The organism is Methylobacterium sp. J-072 (genome assembly GCF_022829425.1).
Classification (GTDB): Bacteria; Pseudomonadota; Alphaproteobacteria; order Rhizobiales; family Beijerinckiaceae; genus Methylobacterium.
Genome location: NZ_JAKSYK010000174.1, coordinates 17,877 through 43,400, shown reverse-complemented (window position 1 = coordinate 43,400; position 25,524 = coordinate 17,877). Strand labels below are relative to the sequence as shown.

The 25,524-nt window shown below is 70.3% G+C and carries 25 protein-coding genes and 1 other RNA gene; 9 read left to right on the top strand and 17 right to left on the bottom strand.

All coding sequences use genetic code 11. The features are described 5' to 3' along the window. Positions 1 to 53: 53 nt before the first annotated feature. The 9 genes from mraY to arsH all read right to left on the bottom strand — a co-directional run bounded on the left by mraY (position 54) and on the right by arsH (position 9,840). Positions 54 to 1,139 carry a phospho-N-acetylmuramoyl-pentapeptide-transferase gene (gene mraY / locus MKK67_RS20110; protein ID WP_243968696.1) on the bottom strand — a complete coding sequence of 362 codons (1,086 nt, stop codon included), beginning with the start codon at positions 1,137 to 1,139 and terminating at the stop codon, positions 54 to 56. Between the two features lie 89 nt (positions 1,140 to 1,228). Next, positions 1,229 to 2,680: a UDP-N-acetylmuramoylalanyl-D-glutamyl-2,6-diaminopimelate--D-alanyl-D-alanine ligase gene (locus MKK67_RS20105; protein WP_243968975.1), complete on the bottom strand. Its 1,452-nt coding sequence runs from the start codon at positions 2,678 to 2,680 to the stop codon at positions 1,229 to 1,231. Between the two features lie 32 nt (positions 2,681 to 2,712). Beyond that, the gene (locus MKK67_RS20100) at positions 2,713 to 4,173 is read right to left on the bottom strand and encodes a UDP-N-acetylmuramoyl-L-alanyl-D-glutamate--2,6-diaminopimelate ligase (protein ID WP_313899030.1); all 1,461 of its coding nucleotides are present in this window, start codon (positions 4,171 to 4,173) and stop codon (positions 2,713 to 2,715) included. After that, complete coding sequence (locus tag MKK67_RS20095; RefSeq protein ID WP_243968693.1) at positions 4,170 to 6,110, bottom strand: peptidoglycan D,D-transpeptidase FtsI family protein; 1,941 nt, start codon at positions 6,108 to 6,110, stop codon at positions 4,170 to 4,172. The genes MKK67_RS20100 and MKK67_RS20095 overlap by 4 nt, the downstream gene beginning before the upstream one ends. 6 nt (positions 6,111 to 6,116) lie before the next feature. After that, positions 6,117 to 6,530: a hypothetical protein gene (locus MKK67_RS20090; RefSeq protein ID WP_092041622.1), complete on the bottom strand. Its 414-nt coding sequence runs from the start codon at positions 6,528 to 6,530 to the stop codon at positions 6,117 to 6,119. Beyond that, entirely contained in the window at positions 6,527 to 7,594 is a 1,068-nt protein-coding gene (gene rsmH, locus MKK67_RS20085; protein ID WP_243968691.1) for a 16S rRNA (cytosine(1402)-N(4))-methyltransferase RsmH, read from the bottom strand. Before rsmH ends, MKK67_RS20090 begins: the two co-directional genes overlap by 4 nt. A 405-nt stretch (positions 7,595 to 7,999) precedes the next feature. Then, an RNA gene (gene rnpB / locus MKK67_RS20080) (RNase P RNA component class A) lies at positions 8,000 to 8,398 on the bottom strand. 111 nt (positions 8,399 to 8,509) lie between these two features. Beyond that, positions 8,510 to 8,950 (bottom strand): VOC family protein, encoded by a 441-nt coding sequence (locus MKK67_RS20075; protein WP_243968689.1) that lies wholly within the window; start codon positions 8,948 to 8,950, stop codon positions 8,510 to 8,512. 143 nt (positions 8,951 to 9,093) lie between these two features. Continuing rightward, complete coding sequence (gene arsH, locus MKK67_RS20070; RefSeq protein WP_243968687.1) at positions 9,094 to 9,840, bottom strand: arsenical resistance protein ArsH; 747 nt, start codon at positions 9,838 to 9,840, stop codon at positions 9,094 to 9,096. Between the two features lie 50 nt (positions 9,841 to 9,890). Between arsH and MKK67_RS20065 the strand changes: the two genes are divergently transcribed. From MKK67_RS20065 to MKK67_RS20035, 7 genes are all read left to right on the top strand, one after another. Further along, a complete protein-coding gene (locus MKK67_RS20065; RefSeq protein ID WP_243968685.1) occupies positions 9,891 to 10,250 on the top strand; it encodes an ArsR/SmtB family transcription factor in 360 nt (119 codons plus the stop codon). Beyond that, positions 10,243 to 10,683, top strand: coding sequence for an arsenate reductase (glutaredoxin) (gene arsC, locus MKK67_RS20060; protein ID WP_243968682.1), 441 nt, complete (start codon positions 10,243 to 10,245; stop codon positions 10,681 to 10,683). The genes MKK67_RS20065 and arsC overlap by 8 nt, the downstream gene beginning before the upstream one ends. Before the next feature lie 56 nt (positions 10,684 to 10,739). Then, complete coding sequence (locus MKK67_RS20055; protein WP_243968680.1) at positions 10,740 to 11,954, top strand: MFS transporter; 1,215 nt, start codon at positions 10,740 to 10,742, stop codon at positions 11,952 to 11,954. 41 nt (positions 11,955 to 11,995) lie between these two features. Next, positions 11,996 to 12,271, top strand: a complete 276-nt coding sequence (locus tag MKK67_RS20050) for an AbrB/MazE/SpoVT family DNA-binding domain-containing protein (RefSeq protein WP_243968678.1) — start codon at positions 11,996 to 11,998, stop codon at positions 12,269 to 12,271. Then, complete coding sequence (locus MKK67_RS20045) at positions 12,268 to 12,666, top strand: type II toxin-antitoxin system VapC family toxin (protein ID WP_243968676.1); 399 nt, start codon at positions 12,268 to 12,270, stop codon at positions 12,664 to 12,666. The genes MKK67_RS20050 and MKK67_RS20045 overlap by 4 nt, the downstream gene beginning before the upstream one ends. An 88-nt stretch (positions 12,667 to 12,754) precedes the next feature. Next, entirely contained in the window at positions 12,755 to 15,376 is a 2,622-nt protein-coding gene (gene pepN / locus MKK67_RS20040; protein WP_243968674.1) for an aminopeptidase N, read from the top strand. Positions 15,377 to 15,555: 179 nt separating this feature from the next. After that, positions 15,556 to 17,898, top strand: a complete 2,343-nt coding sequence (locus tag MKK67_RS20035) for a PAS domain-containing sensor histidine kinase (protein WP_243968672.1) — start codon at positions 15,556 to 15,558, stop codon at positions 17,896 to 17,898. A gap of 141 nt (positions 17,899 to 18,039) precedes the next feature. Here MKK67_RS20035 and MKK67_RS20030 read toward each other — a convergent pair whose 3' ends face one another. Continuing rightward, positions 18,040 to 18,429 carry a type II toxin-antitoxin system VapC family toxin gene (locus MKK67_RS20030; protein ID WP_243968670.1) on the bottom strand — a complete coding sequence of 130 codons (390 nt, stop codon included), beginning with the start codon at positions 18,427 to 18,429 and terminating at the stop codon, positions 18,040 to 18,042. Beyond that, on the bottom strand, positions 18,426 to 18,668 hold the full coding sequence (locus MKK67_RS20025) for an AbrB/MazE/SpoVT family DNA-binding domain-containing protein (RefSeq protein ID WP_243968668.1): 243 nt from the start codon (positions 18,666 to 18,668) through the stop codon (positions 18,426 to 18,428). Before MKK67_RS20025 ends, MKK67_RS20030 begins: the two co-directional genes overlap by 4 nt. A 208-nt stretch (positions 18,669 to 18,876) precedes the next feature. On the opposite strand from MKK67_RS20025, the gene MKK67_RS20020 reads away from it, so the two are divergent. Then, entirely contained in the window at positions 18,877 to 19,161 is a 285-nt protein-coding gene (locus MKK67_RS20020) for a hypothetical protein (protein WP_243968665.1), read from the top strand. Between the two features lie 191 nt (positions 19,162 to 19,352). On the opposite strand, the gene MKK67_RS20015 is transcribed toward MKK67_RS20020, so the two are convergent. The 4 genes from MKK67_RS20015 to MKK67_RS20000 all read right to left on the bottom strand — a co-directional run bounded on the left by MKK67_RS20015 (position 19,353) and on the right by MKK67_RS20000 (position 23,936). Then, complete coding sequence (locus tag MKK67_RS20015; protein WP_243968663.1) at positions 19,353 to 20,492, bottom strand: GNAT family N-acetyltransferase; 1,140 nt, start codon at positions 20,490 to 20,492, stop codon at positions 19,353 to 19,355. Continuing rightward, positions 20,489 to 21,844 (bottom strand): lipopolysaccharide biosynthesis protein, encoded by a 1,356-nt coding sequence (locus tag MKK67_RS20010; protein WP_243968661.1) that lies wholly within the window; start codon positions 21,842 to 21,844, stop codon positions 20,489 to 20,491. Before MKK67_RS20010 ends, MKK67_RS20015 begins: the two co-directional genes overlap by 4 nt. A 158-nt stretch (positions 21,845 to 22,002) precedes the next feature. After that, entirely contained in the window at positions 22,003 to 22,878 is an 876-nt protein-coding gene (locus MKK67_RS20005) for an SGNH/GDSL hydrolase family protein (protein WP_243968659.1), read from the bottom strand. Continuing rightward, positions 22,839 to 23,936, bottom strand: a complete 1,098-nt coding sequence (locus tag MKK67_RS20000; protein ID WP_243968656.1) for an OpgC family protein — start codon at positions 23,934 to 23,936, stop codon at positions 22,839 to 22,841. Before MKK67_RS20000 ends, MKK67_RS20005 begins: the two co-directional genes overlap by 40 nt. Positions 23,937 to 24,096: 160 nt before the next feature. Here MKK67_RS20000 and MKK67_RS19995 point away from each other — a divergent pair, with 160 nt between their 5' ends. Further along, positions 24,097 to 24,363, top strand: coding sequence for a hypothetical protein (locus MKK67_RS19995; RefSeq protein ID WP_243968654.1), 267 nt, complete (start codon positions 24,097 to 24,099; stop codon positions 24,361 to 24,363). 300 nt (positions 24,364 to 24,663) lie between these two features. Here MKK67_RS19995 and MKK67_RS19990 read toward each other — a convergent pair whose 3' ends face one another. Then, positions 24,664 to 24,837 (bottom strand): hypothetical protein, encoded by a 174-nt coding sequence (locus tag MKK67_RS19990; protein ID WP_243968652.1) that lies wholly within the window; start codon positions 24,835 to 24,837, stop codon positions 24,664 to 24,666. Between the two features lie 220 nt (positions 24,838 to 25,057). Further along, entirely contained in the window at positions 25,058 to 25,309 is a 252-nt protein-coding gene (locus tag MKK67_RS19985; protein WP_243968650.1) for a hypothetical protein, read from the bottom strand. Positions 25,310 to 25,524 lie beyond the last annotated feature (215 nt).

Below are 25,524 nucleotides of genomic sequence, written 5' to 3'. Positions count from 1 at the left end.
GATGAGGGCCTGAGTGGGATCAACCATCTCGGCCGGGAGGTTAGCACAGTTTCTCAGCGCAGCTTCAGGGTCGCCAGGCCCGCGAGCGCCAGGATCACCGCGATGATCCAGAACCGGATCACGACCTGCGGCTCCTTCCAGCCCTTCTGCTCGAAATGGTGGTGGATCGGCGCCATCCGGAAGACGCGCTTGCCGGTGAGCTTGAACGAGGCGACCTGGATGATCACCGACATCATCTCCAGCACGAACAAGCCGCCGACGATCGCCAGGACGATCTCGTGCTTGGTCGCCACCGCGATGGTGCCGAGCAGGCCGCCCAGCGCCAGGGAGCCGGTGTCGCCCATGAAGATCTGCGCCGGCGGCGCGTTGAACCACAGGAAGCCGAGGCCCGCCCCGATCACCGCGCCGCAGACCACGGCGAGTTCGCCGCTGTCGCGGACGTAGTTCACCTGGAGGTAGCTCGCGGTGAACGAGTTGCCGACGAGATACGCGATGATCCCGAAGGTGCCGCAGGCGATCATCACCGGCACGATCGCCAGGCCGTCGAGGCCGTCGGTCATGTTCACGGAATTGCCGGCGCCGACGATCACGAAGGCCCCGAACAGGGCGTAGAACCAGCCGAGGTTCAGCAGCGCGTCCTTGAAGACCGGGAAGGCGAGCTGGTTCTGGAGCGCGGCGGGCGAGTAGACCGAGATGATCGTGCAGGCCGCGATGGCGATCATCGCTTCCAGCGACAGCCGGAACTTGCCGGAAAAGCCCTTGTGCGACTGCTTCGTCACCTTGAGGTAGTCGTCGTAGAAGCCGATCGCCCCGAAGCCGAGGGTGACGGTCAGGGTCACCCAGACGTAGTGATTGCGCGGGTTGGCCCAGAGCAGGATCGCCACGACGGCGCCCGCCAGGATCATCAGCCCGCCCATGGTCGGCGTGCCGCGCTTGGTCAGCAGATGGGTCTGCGGCCCGTCCTCGCGGATCGGCTGGCCCTTGCCCTGGCGCAGGCGCAGCAGGGAGATGATCCACGGCCCGAACCAGAACACGAACAGGCCCGCCGTGAACAGCGCGCCGCCAGTGCGGAAGGTGATGTAGCGGAAGACGTTGAGCGGCGAGAACGTGCCGCTCAGTTCCGAGAGAAGATACAGCATCCGGGCGCTCGGCCCCTTTGTTCAGGCGCGGGTTTCAGGGGGCGGCACCGATCGTCGCGAACGCTCGGGCGTGCCGATCATGAGGCGGATCACGGGGCGGCGGCCGTTCCGCGCCGCGCCGGGTCGATCGCGTAGCGGGCTTTCAGCACATCGACAATCCGCCCCATGCGGCTGCCGTTCGATCCCTTGACCATCACGGCGTCGCCGGACCGGAGGTTGCGGGTCAGCGGCTCGATCAGGTCGGCGGCGGTGTCGGCGACGCCGCCGCGGCGGCTCACCGGCAGCGCCTCGAACAGGTTGCGCATCAGCGGCCCGGAGGCGAAGACCAGATCGATCCGGGCGGCCTCGATCGCCTCTGCGAGGCCGCGATGCAGGTCGGCGGAGGCCGCGCCGAGTTCCAGCATGTCGCCCAGCACCGCGATGCGGCGGCCGCGCGGGCCGGTCTCGATGCCGGCGAGCGTCGCGATCGCGGCCCGGACCGAGGCCGGGTTGGCGTTGTAGCTCTCGTCGACCAGGTAGGCGGTGCCGCCTTCGATCTCGAGCGCGGTGCGCTCGCCGCGCCCGACCGGCGGACTCAATCCGGCCAGCGACAGGGCCGCCTCGGCGAGATCGGCACCCAGCGCGTGGATGACGGCCATCACGCCGAGGGAGTTCAGGGCTGCGTGCCGCCCGGCGGTGCCGAGCTTGTAGGTGACGGGCTGGCCCATCACCACGGCGTCGACCACCGACAGGTCGGGGCGCAGCACGATTTTTTGCGCCCTCACGTCGGCCTCCGGATGCTCGCCGAAGCTGATGACCCGGCCGGCGCGCGAGGCCCGCGCATGGGCGAGAAGGCGCTCGAAATGCGCGCTGTCGCGGTTGATGATCGCGACGCCACCGGGCTCGAGGCCGGAAAAGATCTCGCCCTTGGCGTCGGCGATCGCCGAGACCGAGGCGAAATGCTCGATATGCACCGGCTCGACCGTGGTGATCAGCGCGATGTCGGGGCGGACCTGGGCGGTGAGCGGCACGATCTCGGCCGGGTGGTTCATGCCGATCTCGAACACGCCGTAGCGGGTGGCTTGCGGCATCCGGGCGAGCGTCAGGGGCACGCCCCAATGGTTGTTGTAGGAGGCCGCCGAGGCATGGGTCTCGCCCTGCGCGGCGAGGACGTGGCGCAGGGCCTCCTTGGTCCCGGTCTTGCCGACCGAGCCGGTCACCGCCACGATCTGGGCGTCGGTGCGCGCCCTTGCGGCTTCGCCGAGACGCGTCATGGCGGTCAGGACCGGGTCGGCGCCCAGTTCCGGGACCGCCAGCAGGGGCCCGTGTGCCGACAGATCGCCGGCGCGGGCCTCGCTCACCACCGCAGCGCCGGCCCCGCGCCCCAGCGCGTCGGCGACGAAATCGTGGCCGTCGCGGGCCTCGCCCCGTATGGCGAAGAACAGGTCGCCCGCCTCGATCGTGCGAGTGTCGATCGAGGCGCCCGTGACCGGGCGGTCCGCGCCGATCAGGCGCCCGCCGGTGGCGGCTTCGAGTGCGTCGCGGGTCCAGAGTGCGGTCATGGTCAGCCCCCGGTCCCCATCCGGCCGCGCCATCAGCGTGCGGCCTCGGCGATCGCAGCACGCAGGACCTCGTGGTCCGAGAACGGCAGGGTGCGATCTCCCACGATCTGGCCGGTTTCATGGCCTTTGCCGGCCACCACCAGCACGTCGCCGGGTCCGAGGCGGCGCACCGCTTCGTGAATTGCGGCCGCTCGGTCGCCGATTTCCTCAGCCGCTGGAGCGGCTTCGAGGATCGCCCGGCGTATCGTCGAAGGATCCTCGGTGCGCGGGTTGTCGTCGGTGACGATCGCGACATCGGCCAGCCGCGCGGCGATCGCCCCCATGAGCGGTCGCTTGCCCCGGTCGCGGTCGCCGCCGCAGCCGAACACGACCACGAGCCGGCCGGACGCGAACGGCCGCAGGGCGGTCAGCACGCTCTCCAGCGCCTCCGGCTTGTGCGCGTAATCGACCAGGCACAGGCCGCCCCGCGCCTCGCCGACCCGCTCCATCCGGCCCGGCACGCCGGTGAGATGGTCGAGGGCCGCGAACACGCCCGCCGGCTCGGCGGCACCGGCCGGTGTCGCGAGCGCCAGGCCGGCCGCCACCAGAGCGTTCGCGACCTGGAAATCGCCGACCAGCGGAAGACGCACCGTCCGGGTCACGCCCGAATGCAGGAGCGTGACGGCCTGGGCGAAGCCCTCGGTCTTCGCCGAGACGAGGCGGATCTCCGTTCCCGCGCGCCCGACCGTGCGAACCGGCCGCCCGGCGCCTTCGGCTGCCGCGATCACCTGATCCGCATAGGCGCCGTCGGCGTTCACGATCACCGGGCAGCCTTCCGGCAGCAACTCCGTGAACAGGCGCAGCTTGGCCGCGAGATATTCCTCGATGCTCGCATGGTAGTCGAGGTGGTCACGGCCGAGATTGGTGAAGCCCGCCGCGGTCAGCCGCACGCCGTCGAGGCGGCGCTGCTCGATCCCGTGGGAAGACGCCTCCATGGCAAGCTCGGTCACCCCCTCCCGGGCGAGGCGCGCCAGGGTCTGGTGCAGCGTCACCGGGTCGGGAGTCGTGAGCGAACCGTATTCCGCGCCACGGCTGGTGACGATCCCGACGGTGCCGAGGCTCGCGGCGTCGCGGCCGAGCCGGGCCAGGATCTGGCGCACGAAATCGGCGACCGAGCTTTTTCCAGCCGTGCCGGTGACCGCGACTACGGCCCCGGGCTGCGCGCCGGCGAGCCGGGCTGCGGCGAGGGCCAAGGCCCGGCGGGCATCCGGAACCGCGATCCAGGCGACAGCCTCGGGCAGGTCGGCCGGGCGATCCCCCTCCCCGGCCACTGCGACGGCGCCGCGTCCGGCGGCCTGGGCGGCAAACAGGCGACCGTCGGCCTGGGTGCCCGGCACGGCGACGAACACGCCGCCCGGCGCGACCTTCCGGCTGTCGGCGGTGAGCGCCGACACCATCAGGTCGGCGGCCGGATCGGCGGCCTCTGGAAAGAGGTTGGCGAGGCGGCTGCTCACGGGCCGCCCAGCTGGTTGACGTGGTAGGCGTTGAGCTTGACCATTTGGGGGAACGGCCGGACCGGCGGCTCGAATTGCGGCGGCAGGCCGAGGATCGGCGCGACCCGCTCGATCACCTTGCCGGTGACGACGCCGGAGTTCCACGCCGCGGTGGCGTAGCCGCCCGATTCCGGCAGGCCCTGCGGCTCGTCCATGATCGTCACGAACAGGTACTTGGGGTCGTTCATCGGCGCCGCCGCCATGAAGGTGGTGAACAAGCGGTTGTGGATGTAGCGCCCGCCGATCACCTTCTCGGCGGTGCCGGTCTTGCCGCCGACGAAGTAGTACGGGACCGCCGCCTTCTTGGCCGAGCCCTCGGCGGCGTTGAGGCGCATGATGTAGCGCATCGCCTCGGAGGTCTGGCCGGAGAGCACGTGCGTGGCGCGCGCCTTGTCGTCGGGGGCTGCCTTCAGGAAGGTCGGGGTGATCAGGTCGCCGCCATTGGCGATCGCCGCCACCGCGGCGGCCGCCTGGATCGGCGCTACCGCGATGCCGTGGCCGAACGCGATGGTGATGGTGTTGATCTCGCTCCAGCGGGACGGGACGATCGGGGCCGCGCTCTCGGGCAGCTCGGTCCGCAGCCGGTCGAGCAGGCCCATCTTCTTCAGGAACGCCTTGTGGCCGGGTACGCCCACGCCCAGAGCCATCTTGGCCGAGCCGATGTTGGAGGAGTGGGTGAACACCTCCGGCATGGTGATGAGCCGGTTGGTGCCGTGATACTCGTGGATCTTCTGCCGGCCCCAATTCAGCACGCCGCCGCGGGTGTCGAAGGTCGAGTTGACGTTGTACTTGCCGGAATCGAGCGCCATGGCCAGCGTCATCGCCTTGAAGGTCGAGCCCATCTCGTAGACGCCGACATTCATGCGGTTGATCCGGTCGGGCGAGAGCGCGTCCTTCGGGTCGTTCGGGTCGAAGTCCGGCATCGAGACCAGGGCGATGACCTCGCCAGTCTTCACGTCGAGGATCATCGAGGCGCCGGCCTTCGCCTTGAAGTGGTCGATGCCCCAGGCCAGTTCGTCGCGCACCGCGAACTGGGCGCGCAGGTCGATGGAGAGCTGCACCGGCTTCAGGTCGGCCTGCTTGTTGACCAGCCCGAAGCTGTTGAGCGCCTGCAGGCCGGTGGAATCGATGTACTTCTCCATGCCGGCGATGCCGACGCCGTCGAGGTTGGTCGCGCCGAGGATGTGGGCGGCGGCGGTGCCGTTCGGGTAGACCCGCTTGTGGTCGGGCAGGAAGCCGATGCCGGGGATGCCGAGCCGGTGGACCTCGGCCTGCTGCTTCGGGGTCAGCTCGCGCTTCACCCAGACGAAGCCGGCGCCCTTCTTGTCCTTGCGCGAGGACAGCTTGGCCCGCAGCTCCGAGGCGTTGAGTTCCGGCAGGACGGCCGTGAGCAGCTCGACCGCCTCGTCCTTGTCGTAGATGTTGCCGGGCTCGGCGAAGACCGAAACGGTGCGGATGTCGGTGGCCAGGATCTCGCCGTTGCGGTCGACGATGTCGGGGCGGAACGCCGTCGAGGAGGCGGCCGCGACCCGGTGCTCCTGGCTGGGCGGATCGCCGAACACGGCCATCATCAGGAGCTTGGCCGAGATCGTCCCGAACACCGCGACGAAGACCAGCCCGACCAGGGCGACGCGCATGTGCGAGCGCTCGATGGCGAGCCGGAACATGCTGCGCACGAACGCCTTGGCGCGGGCGGCGCGCATGTCCGGGTGCAGCGCCCGGGCGGCGGCCTCGAGCGCGGCGGCATCCTGCTCGGACACGGCGTAGTGCACCGCGTCGTGAGCCGGCGCCGCGTGCACCGATGCCTCTTCGGCCAATGCCTCTTGGGCCTGTACGTCATGCTCCGAGATCTGCGCCTCGGCTGCCGCGTCTCGGGTGTGGTCGGCGTCTTCGGACACGGGTGATTACCTCGAAGCGGTATTCGGGGTGCGGGTCGTGGTGACGGTGCGGGTGATCGCACCGGTGGTGCGCGGCTCGGCCGTGCCCTTGTCCTTGGGCGTCGCCGTCGCGGCGAGCAGCCGGCCGATCTCGTCGCCGCGCTCCGGGCGGGCCGGCAGGTCCGACAGGCGGGCCAGGTGGCTGGTGCCGATCGGCTCCAGGGCGAGGTGCTTGTCCACCGCCGCCTGCAGCCGGTCCGGCCTGGTCAGAAGCTGCCACTCGGCGCGCAAAACCGCGATCGCCTGACGCTCCTTGTGGAGCGCGGTCTGCAGCTTCGAGACCTGACCGCCCTGGTAGAGCGTGTCGTACTTGATCGAGTAGGCGTAGATCGCTGAGGCCACGAGGCCGGCGACCGCCAGGAGGTTCAGCAGGCGGATCATCGGCGATGGCCCCCGCGGGCGGCTTCGGGCAGGCTCGCCAGCGCGTGGAGCGCGGCGAGCGGTTCGGGCGTCTCGGATTCGGTGCGCTCCCCAGCCCGAAGCTTGGCCGAACGGGCGCGCGGGTTGCGGGCGATCTCGGCCTCGCCCGGCAGGACCGGACCCTTGGTGACGAGGCGGAAGCTGCGGATCGTCTCGGCCGGGCCGCCCGGAAGGTGGCGCGAGCCTTGGGCGGAACGGCCGCTGCGGGCGGCGAAGAACTGCTTGACGATCCGGTCTTCCAGCGAATGGAACGTCACCACGGCGAGCCGCCCGCCCGGGGCGAGCACCCGCTCGGCGGCGTGGAGCGCACGCACCAACTCGCCGAGCTCGTCGTTGACGGCGATTCGCAGGCCCTGGAACGTCCGGGTCGCCGGATGGATGTGGCTGCCGGGCTCGGCCCAGACCACGCTGGCGACCAGCTCGGCGAGCTGGGCGGTGGTCTCGATCCGGCCGCGGCGGCGGGCCTCGTGGATGGTCCGGGCCACGGCGCGTGAGCGCCGCTCCTCGCCGTAATGGTAGATGATGTCGGCGAGCACGGTCTCGTCGGCCTCGTTGACGATGTCGGCGGCGCTCGGGCCGTCCTTGCCCATGCGCATGTCGAGGGGGCCGTCGTTGCGGAACGAGAAGCCACGCTCCGGCGTGTCGATCTGCATCGACGAGACGCCGATATCGAGCACGATCCGGTCCGCCCGGGCCTCGCCGGCCTCGGTGAGCAGTGCATCGAGATCGCCGAACCGGCCGGGGACGAGGCGCAGGCGTCCGGCGGCCTCGGCGACCAGGGTCTGACCGTTGGCGATCGCCGTAGGATCGCGGTCGATGGCGATCATCCGCAGGGCCGGATCGGCCGCCAGCAGCGCGCGGGTGTAGCCGCCGGCCCCGAAGGTGCCGTCGATGGCCAGGCCACCGTCGAGCTTGAGCGACTCGATGACCTCGTCGAGCAGCACCGGCACGTGAGGCTGGGTGGAGACGGGGCCATCGCAGCGCGCGGCGGCCGCGACCTCCGCCGGGGGGCGGCGCCGAATCATGCGCGCCTCGCCGGGCCGGTGCAGGGACAATCGGGGGTTCGGCGCGATCCGGGAAGTCCGGCGCGGGTGCGGCTCGTGCGTCTCATGGTGCCCTGTGCCGGGCCGCGCGAGCGCGGCGCGCGTGACGGGAACGGCACCGGATGCAGAGCGCGCGAAACGCCGCGCACGGACGGGACCTGCACCTGTGCAGGTTACGCCCGGCGATCCGATACACGCCGTTGACGGGAGGATGCCGGGTATCATGGGCCTCGGAGGATCGTCAACGCGCGAGCCTGGCGCTGGCGAGCCGACCGATCTGACCCCGGTACGGTTAACCGAAGGTTTTTGCCCGGCGCGAATTTTCGGGCTTGGCCGGAGCGGGTCGAAGCTCGGGCGGGCCCACACGGCGGCGCGGGTTCAGGGGGTTGGATCAGCCGGCCTATAAGCCGGGTTCTGTAAGGCCGGAGCGCTCGCGCGCGCCGACGTGGCGGCCATTCCTCTGGGACGGTCGTTGCCGACCGCCTCGAGCAACCAACCCGGGCGACTGGCCTGGAGAGCGGGCCTGTCCTTCTTGCGAAGGGCGCGCCGCCCCTATTCGGTCTTGCTCCCGGTGGGGTTTGCCGTGCCGTCCGCGTTGCCGCGTCCGCGGTGCGCTCTTACCGCACCCTTTCACCCTGACCCCGGACGCATCCGGGGCGGTCTGCTCTCTGTGGCACTGTCCCTGGGGTCGCCCCCGCCGGACGTTATCCGGCACCGTCTCTCCATGGAGCCCGGACTTTCCTCCCCGGATGCTCGCGCATCCGGAGCGGCCGCCCGGCCGGCTGATCCGCGGGCAGATGCGCCCGCAGCGCCGTCCGGGTCAAGGGTGCAGAAGCGCTCGCAGCCGAAGTGGAAGCCGGTTCGGCGTCCGCGAGCGCGTCACGTCGAGCCTTCCGTTTACCAGCTGCCGGTGTTCTCCATCGAAGCCCAGGGCTCTTGGGGCTCCTTGGCGCCGCCCTTCTGCAGGATCTCGATGGAGATCCCGTCCGGCGACTTCACGAAGGCCATGTAGCCGTCGCGGGGCGGACGGTTGATGGTCACGCCCTTGTCCTTCAGCTGCGCGCAGAAGGCGTAGATATCATCGACCTGATAGGCGAGGTGCCCGAAATTGCGCCCGCCCGAATAGGTCTCCGGGTCCCAGTTGTAGGTCAGCTCGACCAGCGGCGACTTGCTCGCCTGCGCCCGCTCGACATCCCCGGGGGCGGCCAGGAAGACCAGGGTGAAGCGGCCCTTCTCGTTCTCGACCCGGCGGACCTCCTTGAGGCCGAACGTGTCGACGTAGAAGGCGAGCGCCCGGTCGAGATCGGCCACCCGGACCATGGTGTGCAGGTATTCCATCAGGCGGCTATCCCTTGGGTTGGGGCGAGGGCCGTCGCGGCGCCCTCGGCAGAAACGGAAACTGAAACCGACATGGCCGGCCGGGCCGGTCGCTGTCCTAGCTAGAGCGCCGGCCCTCGGCCGAGTAGGCCGTCCGGCCCGCCTCAGGGTTTCGCCAGGCCGATATCGGCCGCCACGTCGCGGAGCCGCTCCGGCGCCCGCTCCTTCCGCTCGCTGTAGCGGTCGACGAGATATTCGGCGCGCTCGCGGGTCAGCAGGGTGAACTTCATCAGCTCTTCGCAGACATCGACCACGCGCTCGTAGAGCGGGCCCGGCTTCATCCGGCCCGCCGCGTCGAATTCCTTGTAGGCCATCGGCACCGAGGACTGGTTGGGGATGGTGATCATCCGCATCCAGCGGCCGAGGAGGCGCAGGCTGTTGACCGCGTTGAAGCTCTGCGAGCCGCCCGAGACCTGCATCACCGCGAGCGTGCGCCCCTGGGTTGGGCGCAGGCTGCCCTCGCTCAGCGGCAGCCAGTCGATCTGGCTCTTCATCACGCCGGTGAGGGTGCCGTGCCGCTCGGGCGAGACCCAGACCTGGCCCTCCGACCAGAGCGAGAGCGCGCGCAGCTCCTGCACCTTCGGGTGGTCGGCGGTGGTGTCGTCGGGCAGCGGCAGGCCGTGCGCGTCGTAGATCCGGACCTCGCCGCCCAGGGCTTCGAGGAGGCGCGCCGCCTCGTAGGCGAGGAAGCGGCTGAACGAGCGCTCGCGCAGGGAGCCGTACAGGATCAGGAAGCGCGGCGCGTGCGCGAAGGGCTGCGCGACGTCGAGCTGCGCCGCATCCGGCACCACGAAATGCGGCCGGCTGAGATTCGGGATTCCGTCGGCGAAGGGCTGCTCGGGCTTGTCCACGGGGGCGCTGTCTCGTATATTCAAATGATCGTTTGAATGTTGAAACGAAAATGGACGAACCGCAAGCCCTCGCGGCCTTCATGGCTCTGGGTCAGGAGCACCGGCTGCGGGCGCTCCGGGCGCTGGTGAAGGGCGGGCCGGACGGTATGGCCTCGGGCGCCCTGGCTACCGCCATCGGCGTGTCCGCCTCGACCATCTCCTTCCACCTGAAGGAGCTGCAGCAGGCCGGGCTGATCGGGTCCCGCCGGGCGGGGCGCTCGATCATCTACAGCGTCGCCTACCCGGTCCTATCCGGGCTGGTCGAATTTCTCATGACGGATTGCTGCCAGGGGCACCCGGAGGTCTGCGCGCCGGCGCTCGCCGCCCTGTCGACCTGCGGCCCGAACACGAAAGAGGTGGACCATGCCTGATCACGCCATCGACGTGGTGATCTACCACAACCCGGATTGCGGCACTTCGCGCAACACCCTGGCGATGATCCGCAACGCCGGCATCGAGCCGCACGTGATCGAGTATCTGAAGACCCCGCCGGCGCGGGCGCTGCTCAAGCAGCTCCTGGCCCGGGCCGGCCTGTCGGTGCGCGACGCTCTGCGCGAGAAGGGCACGCCCTACGCCGAGCTCGGCCTTGCCGATCCGGCCCTGAGCGACGACCCGCTGCTCGACGCCATCGCGGCCCACCCGATCCTGCTGAACCGGCCGCTCGTGGTCAGCCCCAGGGGCGTCCGGCTATGCCGGCCCTCCGAGCTGGTGCTCGATCTGCTGCCGCCGCAGCAGGGCGCGTTCATCAAGGAAGACGGCGAGCCGGTGGTGGACGAGATCGGTCGCCGCGTCGGTCTCGCCTGATCGGCGGATGCTCGCACGTGCCTCCCGGCCATCCCCGGCCGGGCCCCGATAAGGCAATGGCCGCCCGGACCCGGCGCTGGCCGGTGATCTCGGCGCTCGGCGTGGTGCAGATCCTCGCCTGGGGCTCCTCCTTCTATATTCCGGCGGTGCTGGCCGAGCCGATCGCCCGGGACACCGGCTGGCCGCTCACCTGGATCGTCGGCGGCCTGTCCCTCGGCCTGCTGGTGGCGGCCTTCGCCTCGCCGCGGGTCGGCGCCGTCATCCAGCGGCGCGGGGGGCGGCCGGTCCTGGCGGTGGCGGCCCTGCTGCTCGCCGCCGGCCTCGCGGTGCTGGGCCTCGCCCCGTCGCTTCCGGTCTTCCTGGCCGGCTGGCTGATCCTCGGCCTCGGCATGGGCTGCGGCCTGTACGATCCCGCCTACGCCACCCTCGGCCGGCTCTACGGGGCCGAGGCGCGCTCCGCGATTACGGCCCTGACGCTGATCGGCGGCTTCGCCAGCACCGTCTGCTGGCCGCTCTCGGCCTTCCTGGTCGCCCATCTCGGCTGGCGGGGGACGTGCTTCGCCTATGCCGGCCTGCATCTGGGGGTGACGCTGCCGCTGGTCCTCGCCCTGATCCCGCCGGCCCCGCCCCGGGCCGTGGCAGAGACCGGTCGGGCGCCCTCGGTCGTGCCCCTGGCGCCGTGGCAGGCGCGGACCTTCCTGCTGATGGCCGGCGTGCTGGTTCTCGGCGGCACCATCATGGCGCTGGTCTCGGTGCATCTGCTGACCCTGCTCCAGGCCCGGGGCGAGACGCTGACCGCCGCGGTAGCCTATGGCGGCCTGATCGGGCCGTCGCAGGTCGGTGCCCGGCTGATCGAGATCGCCAACCGGGGTCGGCACCACCCGCTCTGGACCCTGACCGCCGCCTTCACGCTGGTCGCCCTCGGCCTGCTCTTGCTGGCCTTGCATGGGCCGGTGATCGGCCTGGCCCTCGCGATCTACGGCGCCGGCAACGGCGTCTATTCGATCGCGCGCGGGACCGTGCCCCTGGTCCTGTTCGGACCCGAGCATTACGCCGGGCTGGTCGGTCGTCTGGCCCGGCCCGGTCTGGTGGCCCAGGCCCTGGCGCCCCCGCTCGGCGCCTTCCTGCTGGTCCGGATCGGGCCCGACGCCCTGTGGGGCCTGCTGGCGCTGCTCGCCGTCATCAATCTCGGGCTGATCGGCGGTCTCTGGCGCCTGACGAAAGCCCGTGCAGCGGCAAGCGGCGAGCCGTTACCCGACGCTCGACCATAAGGCACCGCCGCATTACCCTGACACCGACGGGAGATCGCATCATGCCGACACTGACTGTCACGGCGCGGGGCCAAGTCACGTTTCACAAGGAGATCCTGCAGCATCTGGGCATCAAGCCCGGCGGCAAGATCCGGCTCGACCTCCTCCCCGACGGACGGGCGGAGCTGAAGGCCGATCAGGCCGAGGGCTCGTGGCATGACCTGCAGGATTTCCTGAAGGATCGGACGAACGGCGCGCGGCTCACGATCGACGAGCTGAACGAGGCCATCGCCGAAGCGGGTGCGGCGGCCGGGATGCGTGGGCTTGAGCGCCCGTGAAGATCAGCCTCGACACCAATGTCCTCCTGCGTCTGATCGTCGGGGACGACGTGGCGCAGCGGGACAAAGCGGTCGAGACTTTGGAGCGGGCGGAGCTGGTCGCCGTCAGCGTCCATGCGCTCTGCGAGTTCGTCTGGGTGCTGGAGCGGCATTACGGGGTGCGACGACCCGATGTCGCCGCCGCGATTCGGCGCATCCTCGACATGCGCAACGTGGTCGCTAACAGGCCCGCGGTCGAAGCCGGACTGGCCGTGCTCGATGCCGGCGGCGACTTTGCCGACGGCGTGATCGCCTTCGACGGCCGCTGGCTCGGCGGCGAGACCTTCGTCTCCTTCGACAGGAAGGCGGTCGCGCTGATGGAGCGGCACGGCATAGCCGCACGCCTGCCGCCCTGACGCGCCCCGGCTCGGCTCCCGGACCGCGTTGCGCCCGGCCCCGCGAGGGACCAGAACGGGGCCGAACCCGATCCGGAGAGAGAGCCGAATGCGCACCGAGACGCCGCCGCTGATCCGCCTGGAGGAATACCGGCCGAGCGACTACCTGATCGACCGCGTCGATCTCGACATCCGCCTCGACCCGCACGCCACCCGGATCGACGCGACCCTGGCCCTGCGCCCGAACCCGGCGGGAGGCGCGGGCGCGCCGCTCCGTCTCGACGGCGACGATCTCCGGCTGGTCTCGGTCGCCCTCGACGGCGCGGCGCTCGCAGCGGAATCCTACACGGCGACACCCTCGGGCCTCAGCCTGCACGCCCCGCCGCAGCAGCCGTTCACCTTACGCCTCGTCACCGAGGTCGACCCGACCGCCAACACCAAGCTGATGGGCCTCTACCGCTCCAGCGGGGTCTATTGCACCCAGTGCGAGGCCGACGGCTTCCGCCGGATCACCTATTTCCTCGACCGCCCCGACGTCATGGCGGTCTACACCACCCGCATCGAGGCCGACCGGGACGAGGCGCCGGTGCTGCTCGGCAACGGCAATCTCGTCGAGTCCGGTGCCGTCGGCGCGGACCGGCATTTCGCGGTCTGGCACGACCCGCACCCGAAGCCCGCCTACCTGTTCGCCCTGGTCGGCGGCCGGCTCGGCCAGGTCGAGACCCGCTTCACCACGATGGAGGGGCGCGCCGTCACCTGCGCGGTCTATGTCGAGCCCGGCAAGGAGGCCCGCGCCGACTACGCCCTCGATGCCGTGATCCGCTCGATGCGTTGGGACGAGACCGCCTTCGGGCGGCCCTACGACCTCGACGTGTTCAACGTGGTTGCCGTGTCCGACTTCAACATGGGCGCCATGGAGAACAAGGGCCTTAACATCTTCAACGACAAATACGTCCTGGCGAGCCCGGAGACGGCCACCGACGGCGATTACGCCGCGATCGAGGCGATCATCGCCCATGAGTATTTCCACAATTGGTCGGGCAACCGGGTCACCTGCCGGGACTGGTTCCAGCTCTGCCTCAAGGAGGGGCTGACGGTCTTCCGCGACCAGGAATTCTCCTCCGACATGCGCTCCCGGCCGGTCCACCGGATCGCCGAGGTCCGGTCCCTGCGGGCGCGCCAGTTCCCCGAGGATGCCGGCCCCCTGCGCCACCCGGTACGGCCGCGGGCCTATGCCGAGATCAACAACTTCTACACGGCGACCGTCTACGACAAGGGCGCCGAGATCGTCCGGATGCTGCGCACGCTGATCGGCCCGGAGGCGTTCCGGGCCGGCATGGACCGCTACTTCGCCGACAATGACGGCCGCGCCGCCACCGTCGAGGACTTTCTGGCCGCCTTCGCGGCGGTGACCGGGCGCGACCTCTCGGCCTTCGCCCGCTGGTACGAGCGGCCCGGCACGCCGCGGCTGTCCGTCACCATGGCGTACGATCCGGGTGCGGCCCGCTGCACCCTGCGCTTCGCCCAGAGCCTGCCGGGCGAGGCCGGCGAGAACGCGCCGCCCCTGGTGATCCCGGTGGCCCTCGGCCTCGTCGGCGCCGCGGGGCCGCTCACGAACGCCACCTGCCCGGATGTGCGGGACGGGGTCTTCGTCCTCGACCGCGCCGAGGCCGAGATCGTGTTCGAGCAGGTCACCGAGGAGCCGGTGCCCTCGCTGCTGCGCGACTTCTCGGCCCCGGTGCGGCTCGACTTCGACCTCACCGACGCCCAGCGCATGCGGCTGCTCGCGCAGGACAGCGACCCGTTCAATCGCTGGCAGGCGGCGCAGGATGTCGCCCTGCGGCTGATCCTCGATCCCGATCCCGCCCGGGCCGACGCCTTCGCGGAGGCGCTCGGGCGTTTCCTGGACGGCGAGGCACTCTCCGACCCGGCCTTCGCGGCCCTGGTCCTGGCCCTGCCCAGCGAGGGCGAGGCCGCCGACGCCCTGCAAGCGGATGTCGATCCCGATGCGATCCACCGGGCGCGGTTCGACCTGCGGGCACGCCTCGGTCGGGCCCTGCAGCCGCGCCTGGAGCTCCTGGACGCCGCCCTCGCCCCGGCCGACGGCGCGGCCTACAGCCCGGACGCGGCCTCGGCCGGGCGCCGGTCCCTGCGCAACGCCGCCCTCGATCTGATCGCCGCCGGCGATCCCGAGGCCGGCGCCAAGCGCGCCGGGGAGCGCCTGGCGAACGCGACCAACATGACCGACCGGCTGGCGGCGCTCGGCACCCTGGCGCTGATCCCCGGCCAGGCCCGGGAGGATGCCTTCGCGGCCTTCGCGGAGCGCTTCGCCGACGAACCGCTCGTCCTCGACAAGTGGTTCGCCATCCAGGCGCAGATCCCCGAACCCGGCACCCTTGAGCGAATCAACCGCCTCAAGGCTCACCCGGCCTTCACGATGACCAACCCGAATCGGGTGCGCGCGCTGGTCGGAAGTTTCGCATTCGGAAACCCGACTCAGTTCGCGCGGCCCGACGGATCCGGTTTTTCGCTCGTCGCCGACACGGTCGCTTCCCTCGATTCGACCAACCCACAGGTTGCGGCACGGCTCCTGACGGCCTTCGGCTCGTGGCGTCGGCTGGAAAAATTACGGGCCGGCAAAGCCGGCGAAATGCTTAATCGGATCAAGGCGATCCCGGGCCTCTCGCGGGACTCGGCCGACATCGTCGCACGCACCCTTGGAGGCGGCTAAGATATTGAACTTGCGGTAGAAAACGATTCTGTGGCTGAGTCGTAACGCAGGGGTTGCGTCAAGCCCGAATGGTAAAAAATCCGTGGACAAGCGCCCCCCGAAGATGGTTGTATTCAATCAGATTCGGGGGGCGCGAGACGCGGCGAACGGATCGCAACTCCCACGGGTGAGGTTCGGCCATGCCGGAGGCGGCTTCCGCTTCCTTCTCCGCGCGTGCGGAATCGAGTCTCGCCGTTTCCTGGCCGATGCGCGTCCGGGATCCGCGGCTCGGTCTGGTCGAGCGGTGGCTGCGCTACGCCGTGCCGGGCATCCTCGCGGTGTTCCTGGCCTGCCTGGTCGGCCTCGCGGCGCTCCACATCCAAGGGCAGCGGGCCGAGATCCTGGCCGGCGCCAAGGCCGAGGTCGAGGGCTTCGCCCGGCTGGCCGCCCGGGCGATCGTGCCGGCCGGCGGCCGGGCCTCCGACCTGCGCAGCCTGATGCCGGAGAGCGAGCGCCATCCGGGCCGCCGCCTCCTGCTGGTGCGGCCCGATACCCGCATCGCCGCCGCTCACCCGCCCCTTCCCGCCAATACGACGACCCTGGCCCAGGTGCTGGGCGAGAGCGAGCCGCTCTCGGGCCTCGGCGAGCGCGCCGGCGCCATGGCCCTCGACCTGCCCGGCGGCGAGAGCGTGCTCGCCGCCATCCACAGCCTGCCCGACGGCGCCGGACAGGTTGCGGTGCTGCAGCCGATCGAGCCGCTGATGCGCGGCTGGAGCGCCCGAGCCCGCGACCAGATCGTCCTGGTCGCGGCCGCGATCCTGGTGATCGTCGGCGTCGGCCTCGCCTACGGGTTGCAGAGCCGGCAGGCGACCCGCGCCGACCGCGCCCGCGAGCAGATCCGCGGCCGGCTGGAGACGGCCCTGCGCCGCGGCGCCTGCGGGCTCTGGGACTGGGACATCGCCCGCGGCCGGATCTACTGGTCCGATTCCATGTACGCCCTGCTCGGCTACCAGCGGCAGCACGAATATCTCTCCTTCGGGGCGGTGAACGCCCTGGTCCATCCCGACGACGGCGACCTCTACAGCCTCGCCCGCGGCCTCGCCGCCGCCCAGACCTGCGTCGACCACGCCTTCCGGATGCGCGGTGCCGACGGCGCCTATGTCTGGCTGCGCGCCCGGGCCGAGGTCATGCCGGACGCCCACGACGGCGGGCGCCACCTCGTCGGCATCGCCACCGACATCACCGAGCAGCGCGCCCTGGAGGAGACCAACGCGGCCTCCGACATGCGCCTGCGCGACGCCGTCGAGGCGATCTCTGAGGCGTTCGTCCTGTGGGACACCGGCAACCGTCTGGTGCTGTGCAATTCCAAGTTCCGCCACCTCCACGCCCTCAGCCCCGAGGACGCGCAATCCGGCCGGAGCTACACCGACGTGATGGGCCGGGGCGTGCTGCCCCAGGTGCGCCGCGAATCCCCCGAGGCCGGCCTCGCCCTCCCGGGCATGGCATCCCGGACCTTCGAGGCCGAGCTCACCGACGGCCGCTGGCTCCAGATCAGCGAGCGCCGCACCAAGGACGGCGGCTACGTCTCGGTCGGGACCGACATCACCAGCCTGAAGCGCCACCAGGAGCAGCTCCAGGCCTCGGAGCGCGAGCTGATCGAGACCGTCAAGGACCTCAAGCGCTCCCGCCGCACCCTCGAACTCCAGACCCAGCAGCTCGCCGACCTGGCCGAGCGCTATCTCGACCAGAAGGCCGCCGCCGAGGCCGCCAGCCAGGCCAAGTCCGAGTTCCTGGCCAATATGAGCCACGAGCTGCGCACGCCGCTCAACGCGATCATCGGCTTCGCCGACGTGATGGAGAACGCGGTTCTCGGCCCGCTCGGCACCCCGCGCTACACCGAGTATTGCCGCGACATCCGCGAGAGCGGCTCGCACCTGCTCTCGATGATCGACGACATCCTCAACATGGCCCGGCTCGAGGCGCGCCGGGTGCGGCTGAACCCGCGGGCGATCCCGGCCGAGGCCGCCGTGACGTCCGCGCTCGGGCTGGTCGAGGCGGCCGCCCGCGAAAAGGGGATAACCCTCGGTCTCGACGTGCAGCCCGGGATCGACCTGCTGGCCGACCCGAGCGCGATGCAGCAGATCCTGGCCAACCTCGTCCAGAACGCCGTGAAGTTCACGCCGGCCGGGGGCCGCGTCGCGGTCCGCGTCCGGCGGGCGGGGGCCAGCACCCACCTGTTCGTCGAGGATAGCGGCATCGGCATTCCCCGCGCCGACCTCGCCCGGCTCGGCCGGCCGTTCACCCAGGTCGAGGCGCAGATGACCCGCAGCCACAAGGGCTCGGGGCTGGGGCTCGCGATCACCCGCTCGATGGTCGAGCTGCATGGCGGCTCCCTGCGGATCCGCTCCGAGGAAACGGTCGGCACCGTCGTGCTGGTGCGCCTGCCGGCCCCGACCTCCGAGCAGACGGAGCGGCCCGGCCGCACGGTCGGCGCGTCTCGGGAGGCTCTGCGCCTGGGTGCGCGCCGGCCGGTCGCCGCCTGAGATCGTCTCTCACTGTCGCGGATCGAGCCCGCCCGACGGTTTAGGCCCATCCCGGCGAGCGATCATCCGCGCGCTGCATCCGCGAAGGGGAGCCTACAACGGACACAGCCCGATCACGCGTCAAATCCAAGGATTTCCGCCTCAGCGGATCAGCTCGATCGTGACACCGACGGCCCCGGCGATGTCTGGCCAGCGCCGCTCCGCGGTGAGAGCCGGCACCCCTTCACGTTTCGCCAGAGCCAAGCAATATCGGTCCCCGAGCGACAGGCCGCCGTCGAGCGTAACCGCACGTAATAGGCCCGCATCGTAGGACAACGTCGCATCGACGGGAAACAGGCGGATCGGCAGGGGCCGCAGCAGCATCTCGATATCGTGGCGCACAGCGCCAAGCTTGGCGTAGTGGCTGACGACCTCGGCGAGGTTGACGGTCGTCATGACAGAACCGTCGAGCCCAGCCTTGACCTTATCGGCCCCCCGCTCTCCGAGCAGGAGCGCGAGGAGAGCGGAGGCATCGAGGACGAAGCGTGTCATTCGCGCTCGGCCTCGCTGGCGCGGTCGGCCAGGAAGTCCTCGACGGAGGCGCCGACTTTGCCGCCGATCAGCTTGCGGCTCAGGTCCTGCGCGCGTGCCACAACCTGATCCAGCGTCCGGAGCACGATGGCGTCCCCGATATCTTCGACGATGACCTCGCCGCCGTTGCCGAGCCCGTGCCTCTTGCGAAGGTCGGCGGGCAGACTCATCCGCCCATCAGGCATCACCTTGGCTTTCATGGAGCGTCTCCAGCTTCTGCCGTATATGGGTCTTTACGCCGGAAAACGTCCTCCGTGCCAGAGATGCCAGTCTGTGGCGCACGAGGTAAGTTGTGGGAGAAGCGGCTGTCGCCAAGCGACAATGTCCTCCCCCGAGAACGCGCGTCCCCGATCGGCGTTTCCCCTTCAGAGGATCCGCACGGCGGATCGACCTTCGACGAGACGATCCATGCGCTCCAGGACCACCCTCCGCCTTACCCTCGCGGCCCTGCTCGGGCTCTCCGCCGCCCCGGCCTTCGCCCAGAGCGTCGGCTACGCCACCGGCTTCCCCGGCAAGGACCCGGCGGGCGACGAGGAGATCGGCTGGGGCCCGGCCTATCGCCCGGAGACGAGCTTCGCCCAGCCCGGCACGCCGCCGACCCCCGGCCAGATCGCCGGCCGCGCCTACCGGGCCCGGACCGGCCACGGCGTCTACGACCAGGTCCAGGGCGACGGGCCGTACCGCAACCGATAGACACGGATCTGCCGGGAGGCGCCACATCCTCCCCGTCATCTTGAGGCGGCCGCGTCAGCGGACCTCGAAGGAGGCTTCCAGGGATCGCGCGGCCGGCTGGAAGGCTCCTTCGAGGGCGACGCTCCGCGCCGCCACCTCAGGATGAGGGGGGGATCTGGATCCCTGTCGATGACCGTGCGGCCGATCGGTCGTCAGCGCCGCCGCAGTGCCCGCTTGGCCGCGGCGCGGGCCTCGTGCTCGAACCAGGCAAGCCGCAGGCGCCGTTCCAGGGAGAGGCTGCGATGCCCCGGCGGCAGGGCGATGATCTCGGCCACGGGAGTCCGGTCGCGGTAGAGGCTCTCCAGGGCCGAGCCGTCGAGGGTCGCCGAATCGAGTTGTTGCGCAAATCCGGTCTCGTGGCAGGCGCGCACGATCTCCGCCTCCAGCAGCAGGCCGGGGGCGTGGCTTCGTAGATCCTCGTCGTAGGCGGTCTTCAGGAGCGTCGCGGTGCCGCTGCCCACCAGGGCGAGGCTGATCGCGATCGGCCGCCCGTCGACGGTCAAGGCATCCGCCCGGATGCCGATTGGGCCCGGCGCCTCGGCGAACAGAGCGCGGGCGAGCGCGGTCATGTCCGGCCGACAAGCCATCGCGGTGCCGGCCTGCCCCTTCCAGCCCTTCCGCTCGAGGACGAGGAAGTCGGCCACGAGCCCGGCCAGTTCCGGACCGCCCGCGGCGCTGACATGGGCGACCGTGCCGATCTCCGCGAGCCGTCGGGCGCGGCGGCGCAGATCCTTGAACCGGGACCGGTTCGGGTGCCCGGCCAGGAACGCGTCGTGATCGGCCCGGCGCACCATCATCGGCCGCTCGAAGGACGTCACGACGCCGATCGCCCAGCCGCGCGCCCGCATCGCCGCCAGCATGTCCGGGACGGCGCCATCTTCCGTGGGCAGGAGCGGCCAGCGCCAAGCCCGGCCGCCCGCTTCCAGACCGGCGACCAGGGCGTCCACCGCCGCTTCGCGCCCAGGGCCATCGAGCGCCAGCGGCGCGGTGGCAGTCACCAGCGGCGACAGGAACGGCCGCGCCACCCGGCCCCCGAGACCGGTGAGGTCGCGCCGCAGCGTGAAGGGCAGGAGCGCCACGCAAGCGCTTCCGCGGCGGACCACGACGAAGCGCAGGCCCTCGGGCAGCAGCCCGGCCTCCCGGTGCGCTGCGAGGACGTGATGCGTGTAATGCGGATGCGGCGCGGCGGCGGAGGCGAACAGCGCATCCCATGCCGCCGGATCCGGCGCGGGGCCGACGGTGACCGACAGGCCGGCGACCGCGTCGGGCGGCGCGTCAGCGAGAACACTCATCGGATCGCTCCCGCGGACCAGATCGGGGTCGGCAGCCCGTGCAGGCGGCCGGCGGCGCGGGCGAGGAGCCCGGCGCGCGCGATGGTCGCCAGCGCCACTGCCACGGCCGCGCCCAGTGTTCCGAAAAGCGGGATCAGCATCACGCACAGGGCACCCGCGACGATCAGCATGGCGGCGGTGATGCCGGCGCAGAGGCGTTCCCCGCCCAGCATGGTCAGCAGATCCTCGCCCGGCCCGCACAGGCTCGCCGCGACGCTGCCGGCGACCAGCACCGCGAGGATCGGCACGCTGGAGCCGAGCCCGGGGCCGAACATCGCCAGCAGCAGGGGGCTGAGCGCGACGATCGCACCGCCGACCAATGCGGTGGCCCCAGCGGTGAGCCGGGCTTGGCGGCGCACGAGGTCGGCGAGCAAGGGCCGGTCGGCTTGGGCGTGGGCGGCGCTATAGCGCTGGAGCGTCGCCGCGCTGGCGGCGAAGTGCACGAACACCACGAATTGCTGGATCCGGGTCGCGGCGAAATACAGGCCAAGCTCGGCCGGGCTCACCAGGGCGCCGAGCACGATCACGTCGACGAAGGTGAAGCCGGCATTGGCGAGATCGATTCCGGCGATCGGCAGGCTCGTGCCGAGCCAGGTCCGCCATTGGTAGCGCTGTGGCCCGGCCGGAAGATCCACCCGCAGGCGCGCCAGGAGCAGGCCGGCCTGCAGCGCGGTGGCGATCGCGGCCGCGACCAGCATGCAGGCCATCGCGACCTCGGCCCGGGGCGGCGCCCCGAGCAGGACGGCGCCGATCATGCAGGCCATCATCAGGCTCTGGCGCAGCAGGTAGGGCGGCGCGATGGCGAGCCCGACCCAGTTCTGGCTGCGCGCCACCCCCTCGAGATAATCCTGAAGCGCAAAGAGCGGCATCACGCACACGGCGACGGCGATCGGCGCCCGGTAGGCCGGCGCGAACAGGCCGGGCTCCAGCCACAGCAGGGCCGCGCCGAGGCCGGCAACGCTGAGCGCCGCACCGCCGGTAACCAGGGCGCCGGCCCGGAGATAGCCGCGGGCGAGGTCGAGATCGCCCCGCGCCTGATCGCCGGGAACGAACCGGCAGGCGCCCTGCGACAGGCCCAGCGTCAGCGTGTGGCCGAGCATCGCGGTCCAGACCCAGACGGCCGCAAAGACCCCGTAGGCGTCCCAGCCCATCAGCCGGGCGGCCAAAACCTGCGCCGCGTAGGCGAAGCCGGCCGCGCCGACCCGGATGGCGAAGACCGTGAGTGCGGCCCGTGCCGGGCCTTCCCGCAGGGTGTGGAGGCGCTGGCCGGCGGCGGCGAGCTTGCTGAGGGCCGGGAGGGCTGTCGCTGACACCACGCGCTCCGCGCCAGGCTTTGGAGCATCATCCCGAACGGCGGCTGCCAGATCGGAAACAGACGATGGCCCGTCAAACCCGCCGAAACATCGTCCGAGATCCAATATCCGGGGCGATATTCCAGTGACCGCAGGAGAACGGTCTCGGGTTCTTCGGTCTAGCCCGGGGCGCGTTGCGGCTCGGTTAAGGGCGGCGCGGCCGGCGCGATCTTCGGGGCCGGCTCCGCCTCGGTCCGCGCGAGCGAGGTGGCGATGGTCAGCGCGACGTGCTCGGCCATGCAGCGCAGGCCGAGATCGTTGAGCCGGAACTGACGGCCGAGCATGTGCCCCTCGCCCTTGTCGGTACGGCTCGACAGGTAGTGCAGGGCCTCGTAGCGCCGCACCAGCGGCACCTCCTGTTGGGCCGCCACCGTCCTGACCGCGTCGACGATCCGATTGTAATCGACGTCGGCGGCCATGCTGGCGGTGTAGATCGGGTCGACCAGCACCACGTCGATCCCGTGGGAGCGGATCCAGGCTACGGCCTCGCTGAGCGCGCTCGCGAAGGCGTCGGCATCGACCCGGGCGATGGCGTCGTGGGTGCCGACCTGCCAGACGACAAGGTCGGGTTCGGCCTCCGCCACCATGGTGCGCAGGCGCTCGGAGGCCCCGGAGGCGATCTCCCCCGGCAGGCCGCGATGGTCGATGGTCACGTCGGTCTTGGGCAGCGCCTTTTCCAGGGCGGCTTCGAGCTTGGCCGGGTAGGAGGCCGAGGCACCCGGCGCGGCGCTGCCGCCGATCGCCAGGATCTTGAGCGGGCGGTTCTCGCCCAGGGCAGACCGGACCGCACCCAGCTTGGCCATGGTGTAGAGCTGCGCGCCCGGGACCCGGCATTCCTGCGACAGGCTGGGTTGGTCGCCCGTATCCACCGGCTGCTCCGCGGCCGCCGCCGGCTCCAGCGCGGCCAGGATCAGGGCGGCCAGCGCCCAGCGGGTCCCGGAGCGACGGACGCGCGTCACGGCCGAGGCCGCGAGGACTTGTTGCGGGTGCGCCATTCGACGAACCATGCGGTGAACCCCAGACCGACCAGGCCGCTTCCGGCGACCAGCATATCGACCAGCACGCCGCCGCCGGTCTGGAAACGCACGAGCTGCCCGATCAGGCTCAGGATCGAGCCCATCGAGAAGACCGCCAGGGAATTCCGGCCCAGCTGGCTGAGATAACGCCCGACCGCTCCGATTCGGGGAGCCAGAAGTGCGTAGAGCGGCGCAAACGCGAGCAATACCCCCAGGAAATGAAGAAGCCGCGCCGGTGTCAGGTAGGTCTTCTCGAACGTGAACAGCAGCCGCGGCTCCGGCACCATCAGCGGATCCGGGCGGATACCCGTTACGGCGAGCACGATCCCGAGGACGACGATGGCGAGCCCCGCCGGAATCAGTCTCCGCGACCAGCGGCGCAGGGTGTCGGAGCGCAGGTTCCAGCCCTGGAGCACGAAGCCCAGCACCAGCAGCACCTGCCAGCAGAACGGATCGAAGAACCAGTCCCCCTCCCCGGGCCAGGACGGCACGTTCCACTCGAACACGAGGCTGGCGAGATAGAGGCCGCCGGACAGGGCCGCCGACGCGATCAGGCTGACGCGGCCGACCAGCACGAAGATCGGCGCGATGCCGATCAGCACCACGTAGAGCGGCAGGATGTTGAAGAAGCCGAGCTGGTAGGTCATCAGCGCCATGCCGCAGACCGACTGGATCGGGTCCGCGAAGAAGCCGCCGGCATTGTGCCATTCGAGGATCAGCGGGTTGTCGAGCAGCAGCGCCGCGCCGGCGATGAGCGCCAGCGCCAGCAGCATCACGGTGAGCTGCGCCCGGTAGACCTCGACGGTGCGGGCGAGCAGCCGGACCACGCTTTTGCCGGCCGGCTCCGGATTCCCGTCGCGCCCGCGCGTGGCGATGCCGATCGACCAGCCTGCCAAAAACACGAACAGCTCGGCGGCATCCGAGATGCCGTATTGCGAGAAGGTGTAGCGCTCGAAGGTGTTGCCCGGGATGTGGTTGATGAAAATCGTCACCAGGGCGAAGCCGCGCCAGAAGTCGATCGCGTTGGGGTCCCGCATCGTCGCGGCGGCTCCGGGGTTTCGACACGGGATCGGGATTGGGCGGCTCCTGATACGGCGCCGCGCCCGGTCTGCAAAGGCGAACAAAGGGAGAGTTCGTGCGGACGCACGAACCGGGCGGTCACGCTCGCGTTAGGTCGGATCAAGGAGATCCGGACAGATGACCCGCACCATCACGATTCTCGGCCTCTCGGCCCTGCTGCCGATGCTCGCCGCGACGGCCGCCTCGGCGCAGGCCCAGACCGGCACCGGCGGAGGACCGACCTCCACCATCACGGCGCCGCACACCTCGTCGGTCGGCCAGACGATGCCGCCGGCTTCCGGCGCCGGCGCCGCGACCGCGGACGATCGCCGCACCCGCACCCGGGAGCAGATCCAGGACGACAAGATTTCTCAGGGCATCTGCATCGGGTGCAGCCCGAAGTAGCGGGGAGGTCGTCGCCCCGCCTCGACGGCTGGAATATTCCGATCTCGTCGGAGCATAGGGGCCCCTTAAAAACTCCCTCTGCGCCGTCACGTGCAGAGAGAAGCTCTCGGGAGGCGAGCTTTGTGAGCCGTTTCGGGATCAGACGCCCGGACCTTGGCTCACGACGATCGCGTGGGCGTCATTCCCGACTGGAACGGTGACGACATATGCACTGACCTGACCGTTATCGCCGACAGGCGGCCTCATCCGCAATCGGCCGCCGACCCACTCGGCTCGCCGTATTCCATCATGGCGGTCGGTCTATTCACCCGCCACCGGGACGCGCAGAATTTTCGCGACGTTGTAGGTATCGGTCACTTTCTTGGGATCGGTCTTCGCTGATGTGGACCGATTGAGGATCCAGAGGCCGCCGAGCGAGCCAGCCAATATCAAGGCCGGCAGCACGAACAAGACGAAGATATCGACGCCGGTCATGCCTCGTACCTCACAAGGAGCCAACCCCGTCCGAAAAGATGGACCCCGCATGCCGCGGCGAGCCACAGCAGAATGGACGCTGCATATATGGCACCGGCCTCGTGTTGCACCAAGAGTTCGCGCGCCCGCGACGCCGGAGCTATGACGCCGGTGACCGCGACCGCAATGCTGAGATTGTTCAGCCACGTTGCGGTGAGCTTTTCGGCTTCTTGCTTCGCGCTCATTCGGGCAGGCTGCTGAAATCGTATCCCGACATGACTTGGCTCACGACACTCTGAACATCGTCGATGAATTTATGCCTGTCGGGCTGGCTCAGATCGCGTGTCGAACTGAGTACATTTTGAATATGTTCGTTTGTGCTTTTGATATAGTCCTGGGCAGCCTTTCGGCTCCCTTCTTTCATGGCCAAGTTTGCCAGGATGTGGGTCACAAGAATTTTCAGGGCGGCAATTTCCGCTTCTTGCGAAACCATCAATGGGCCCCCTCGGAAACCTTGCGGTGGCCTCGGTCTCGGTGACCCGCAAGCCAGCTTTTCAAGGGGTGCGGAAAAGCAGCTCGCGGGGACGCAAAGGACTCATCCTTCGCCTGCATTTGCCTTGCCTGCACTTGCGCGAAAGCATCCGGCATGCGGACAATCGCTTCCGTCATGCCGGCTTTCGGGCGGCTCCCCAGCCGCTTCGCGCCGTG

Excerpts from the sequence above, each read along its gene's own strand:
- MKK67_RS20075 (WP_243968689.1), bottom strand. The coding sequence starts at position 8,950 with ATGGAATACCTGCACACCATGGTCCGGGTGGCCGATCTCGACCGGGCG.
- MKK67_RS20050 (WP_243968678.1), top strand. The coding sequence starts at position 11,996 with ATGCCGACACTGACTGTCACGGCGCGGGGCCAAGTCACGTTTCACAAG.
- MKK67_RS20105 (WP_243968975.1), bottom strand. The coding sequence starts at position 2,680 with ATGACCGCACTCTGGACCCGCGACGCACTCGAAGCCGCCACCGGCGGG.
- MKK67_RS20025 (WP_243968668.1), bottom strand. The coding sequence starts at position 18,668 with ATGAAAGCCAAGGTGATGCCTGATGGGCGGATGAGTCTGCCCGCCGAC.
- mraY (WP_243968696.1), bottom strand. The coding sequence starts at position 1,139 with ATGCTGTATCTTCTCTCGGAACTGAGCGGCACGTTCTCGCCGCTCAAC.
- pepN (WP_243968674.1), top strand. The coding sequence starts at position 12,755 with ATGCGCACCGAGACGCCGCCGCTGATCCGCCTGGAGGAATACCGGCCG.
- MKK67_RS20020 (WP_243968665.1), top strand. The coding sequence starts at position 18,877 with ATGCGCTCCAGGACCACCCTCCGCCTTACCCTCGCGGCCCTGCTCGGG.
- MKK67_RS20000 (WP_243968656.1), bottom strand. The coding sequence starts at position 23,936 with ATGCGGGACCCCAACGCGATCGACTTCTGGCGCGGCTTCGCCCTGGTG.
- MKK67_RS20065 (WP_243968685.1), top strand. The coding sequence starts at position 9,891 with ATGGACGAACCGCAAGCCCTCGCGGCCTTCATGGCTCTGGGTCAGGAG.
- MKK67_RS20030 (WP_243968670.1), bottom strand. The coding sequence starts at position 18,429 with ATGACACGCTTCGTCCTCGATGCCTCCGCTCTCCTCGCGCTCCTGCTC.
- MKK67_RS19995 (WP_243968654.1), top strand. The coding sequence starts at position 24,097 with ATGACCCGCACCATCACGATTCTCGGCCTCTCGGCCCTGCTGCCGATG.
- arsC (WP_243968682.1), top strand. The coding sequence starts at position 10,243 with ATGCCTGATCACGCCATCGACGTGGTGATCTACCACAACCCGGATTGC.
- MKK67_RS20015 (WP_243968663.1), bottom strand. The coding sequence starts at position 20,492 with ATGAGTGTTCTCGCTGACGCGCCGCCCGACGCGGTCGCCGGCCTGTCG.
- MKK67_RS20035 (WP_243968672.1), top strand. The coding sequence starts at position 15,556 with ATGCCGGAGGCGGCTTCCGCTTCCTTCTCCGCGCGTGCGGAATCGAGT.
- MKK67_RS19985 (WP_243968650.1), bottom strand. The coding sequence starts at position 25,309 with ATGGTTTCGCAAGAAGCGGAAATTGCCGCCCTGAAAATTCTTGTGACC.
- MKK67_RS20055 (WP_243968680.1), top strand. The coding sequence starts at position 10,740 with ATGGCCGCCCGGACCCGGCGCTGGCCGGTGATCTCGGCGCTCGGCGTG.
- MKK67_RS20090 (WP_092041622.1), bottom strand. The coding sequence starts at position 6,530 with ATGATCCGCCTGCTGAACCTCCTGGCGGTCGCCGGCCTCGTGGCCTCA.
- MKK67_RS19990 (WP_243968652.1), bottom strand. The coding sequence starts at position 24,837 with ATGACCGGCGTCGATATCTTCGTCTTGTTCGTGCTGCCGGCCTTGATA.
- MKK67_RS20005 (WP_243968659.1), bottom strand. The coding sequence starts at position 22,878 with ATGGCGCACCCGCAACAAGTCCTCGCGGCCTCGGCCGTGACGCGCGTC.
- rsmH (WP_243968691.1), bottom strand. The coding sequence starts at position 7,594 with ATGATTCGGCGCCGCCCCCCGGCGGAGGTCGCGGCCGCCGCGCGCTGC.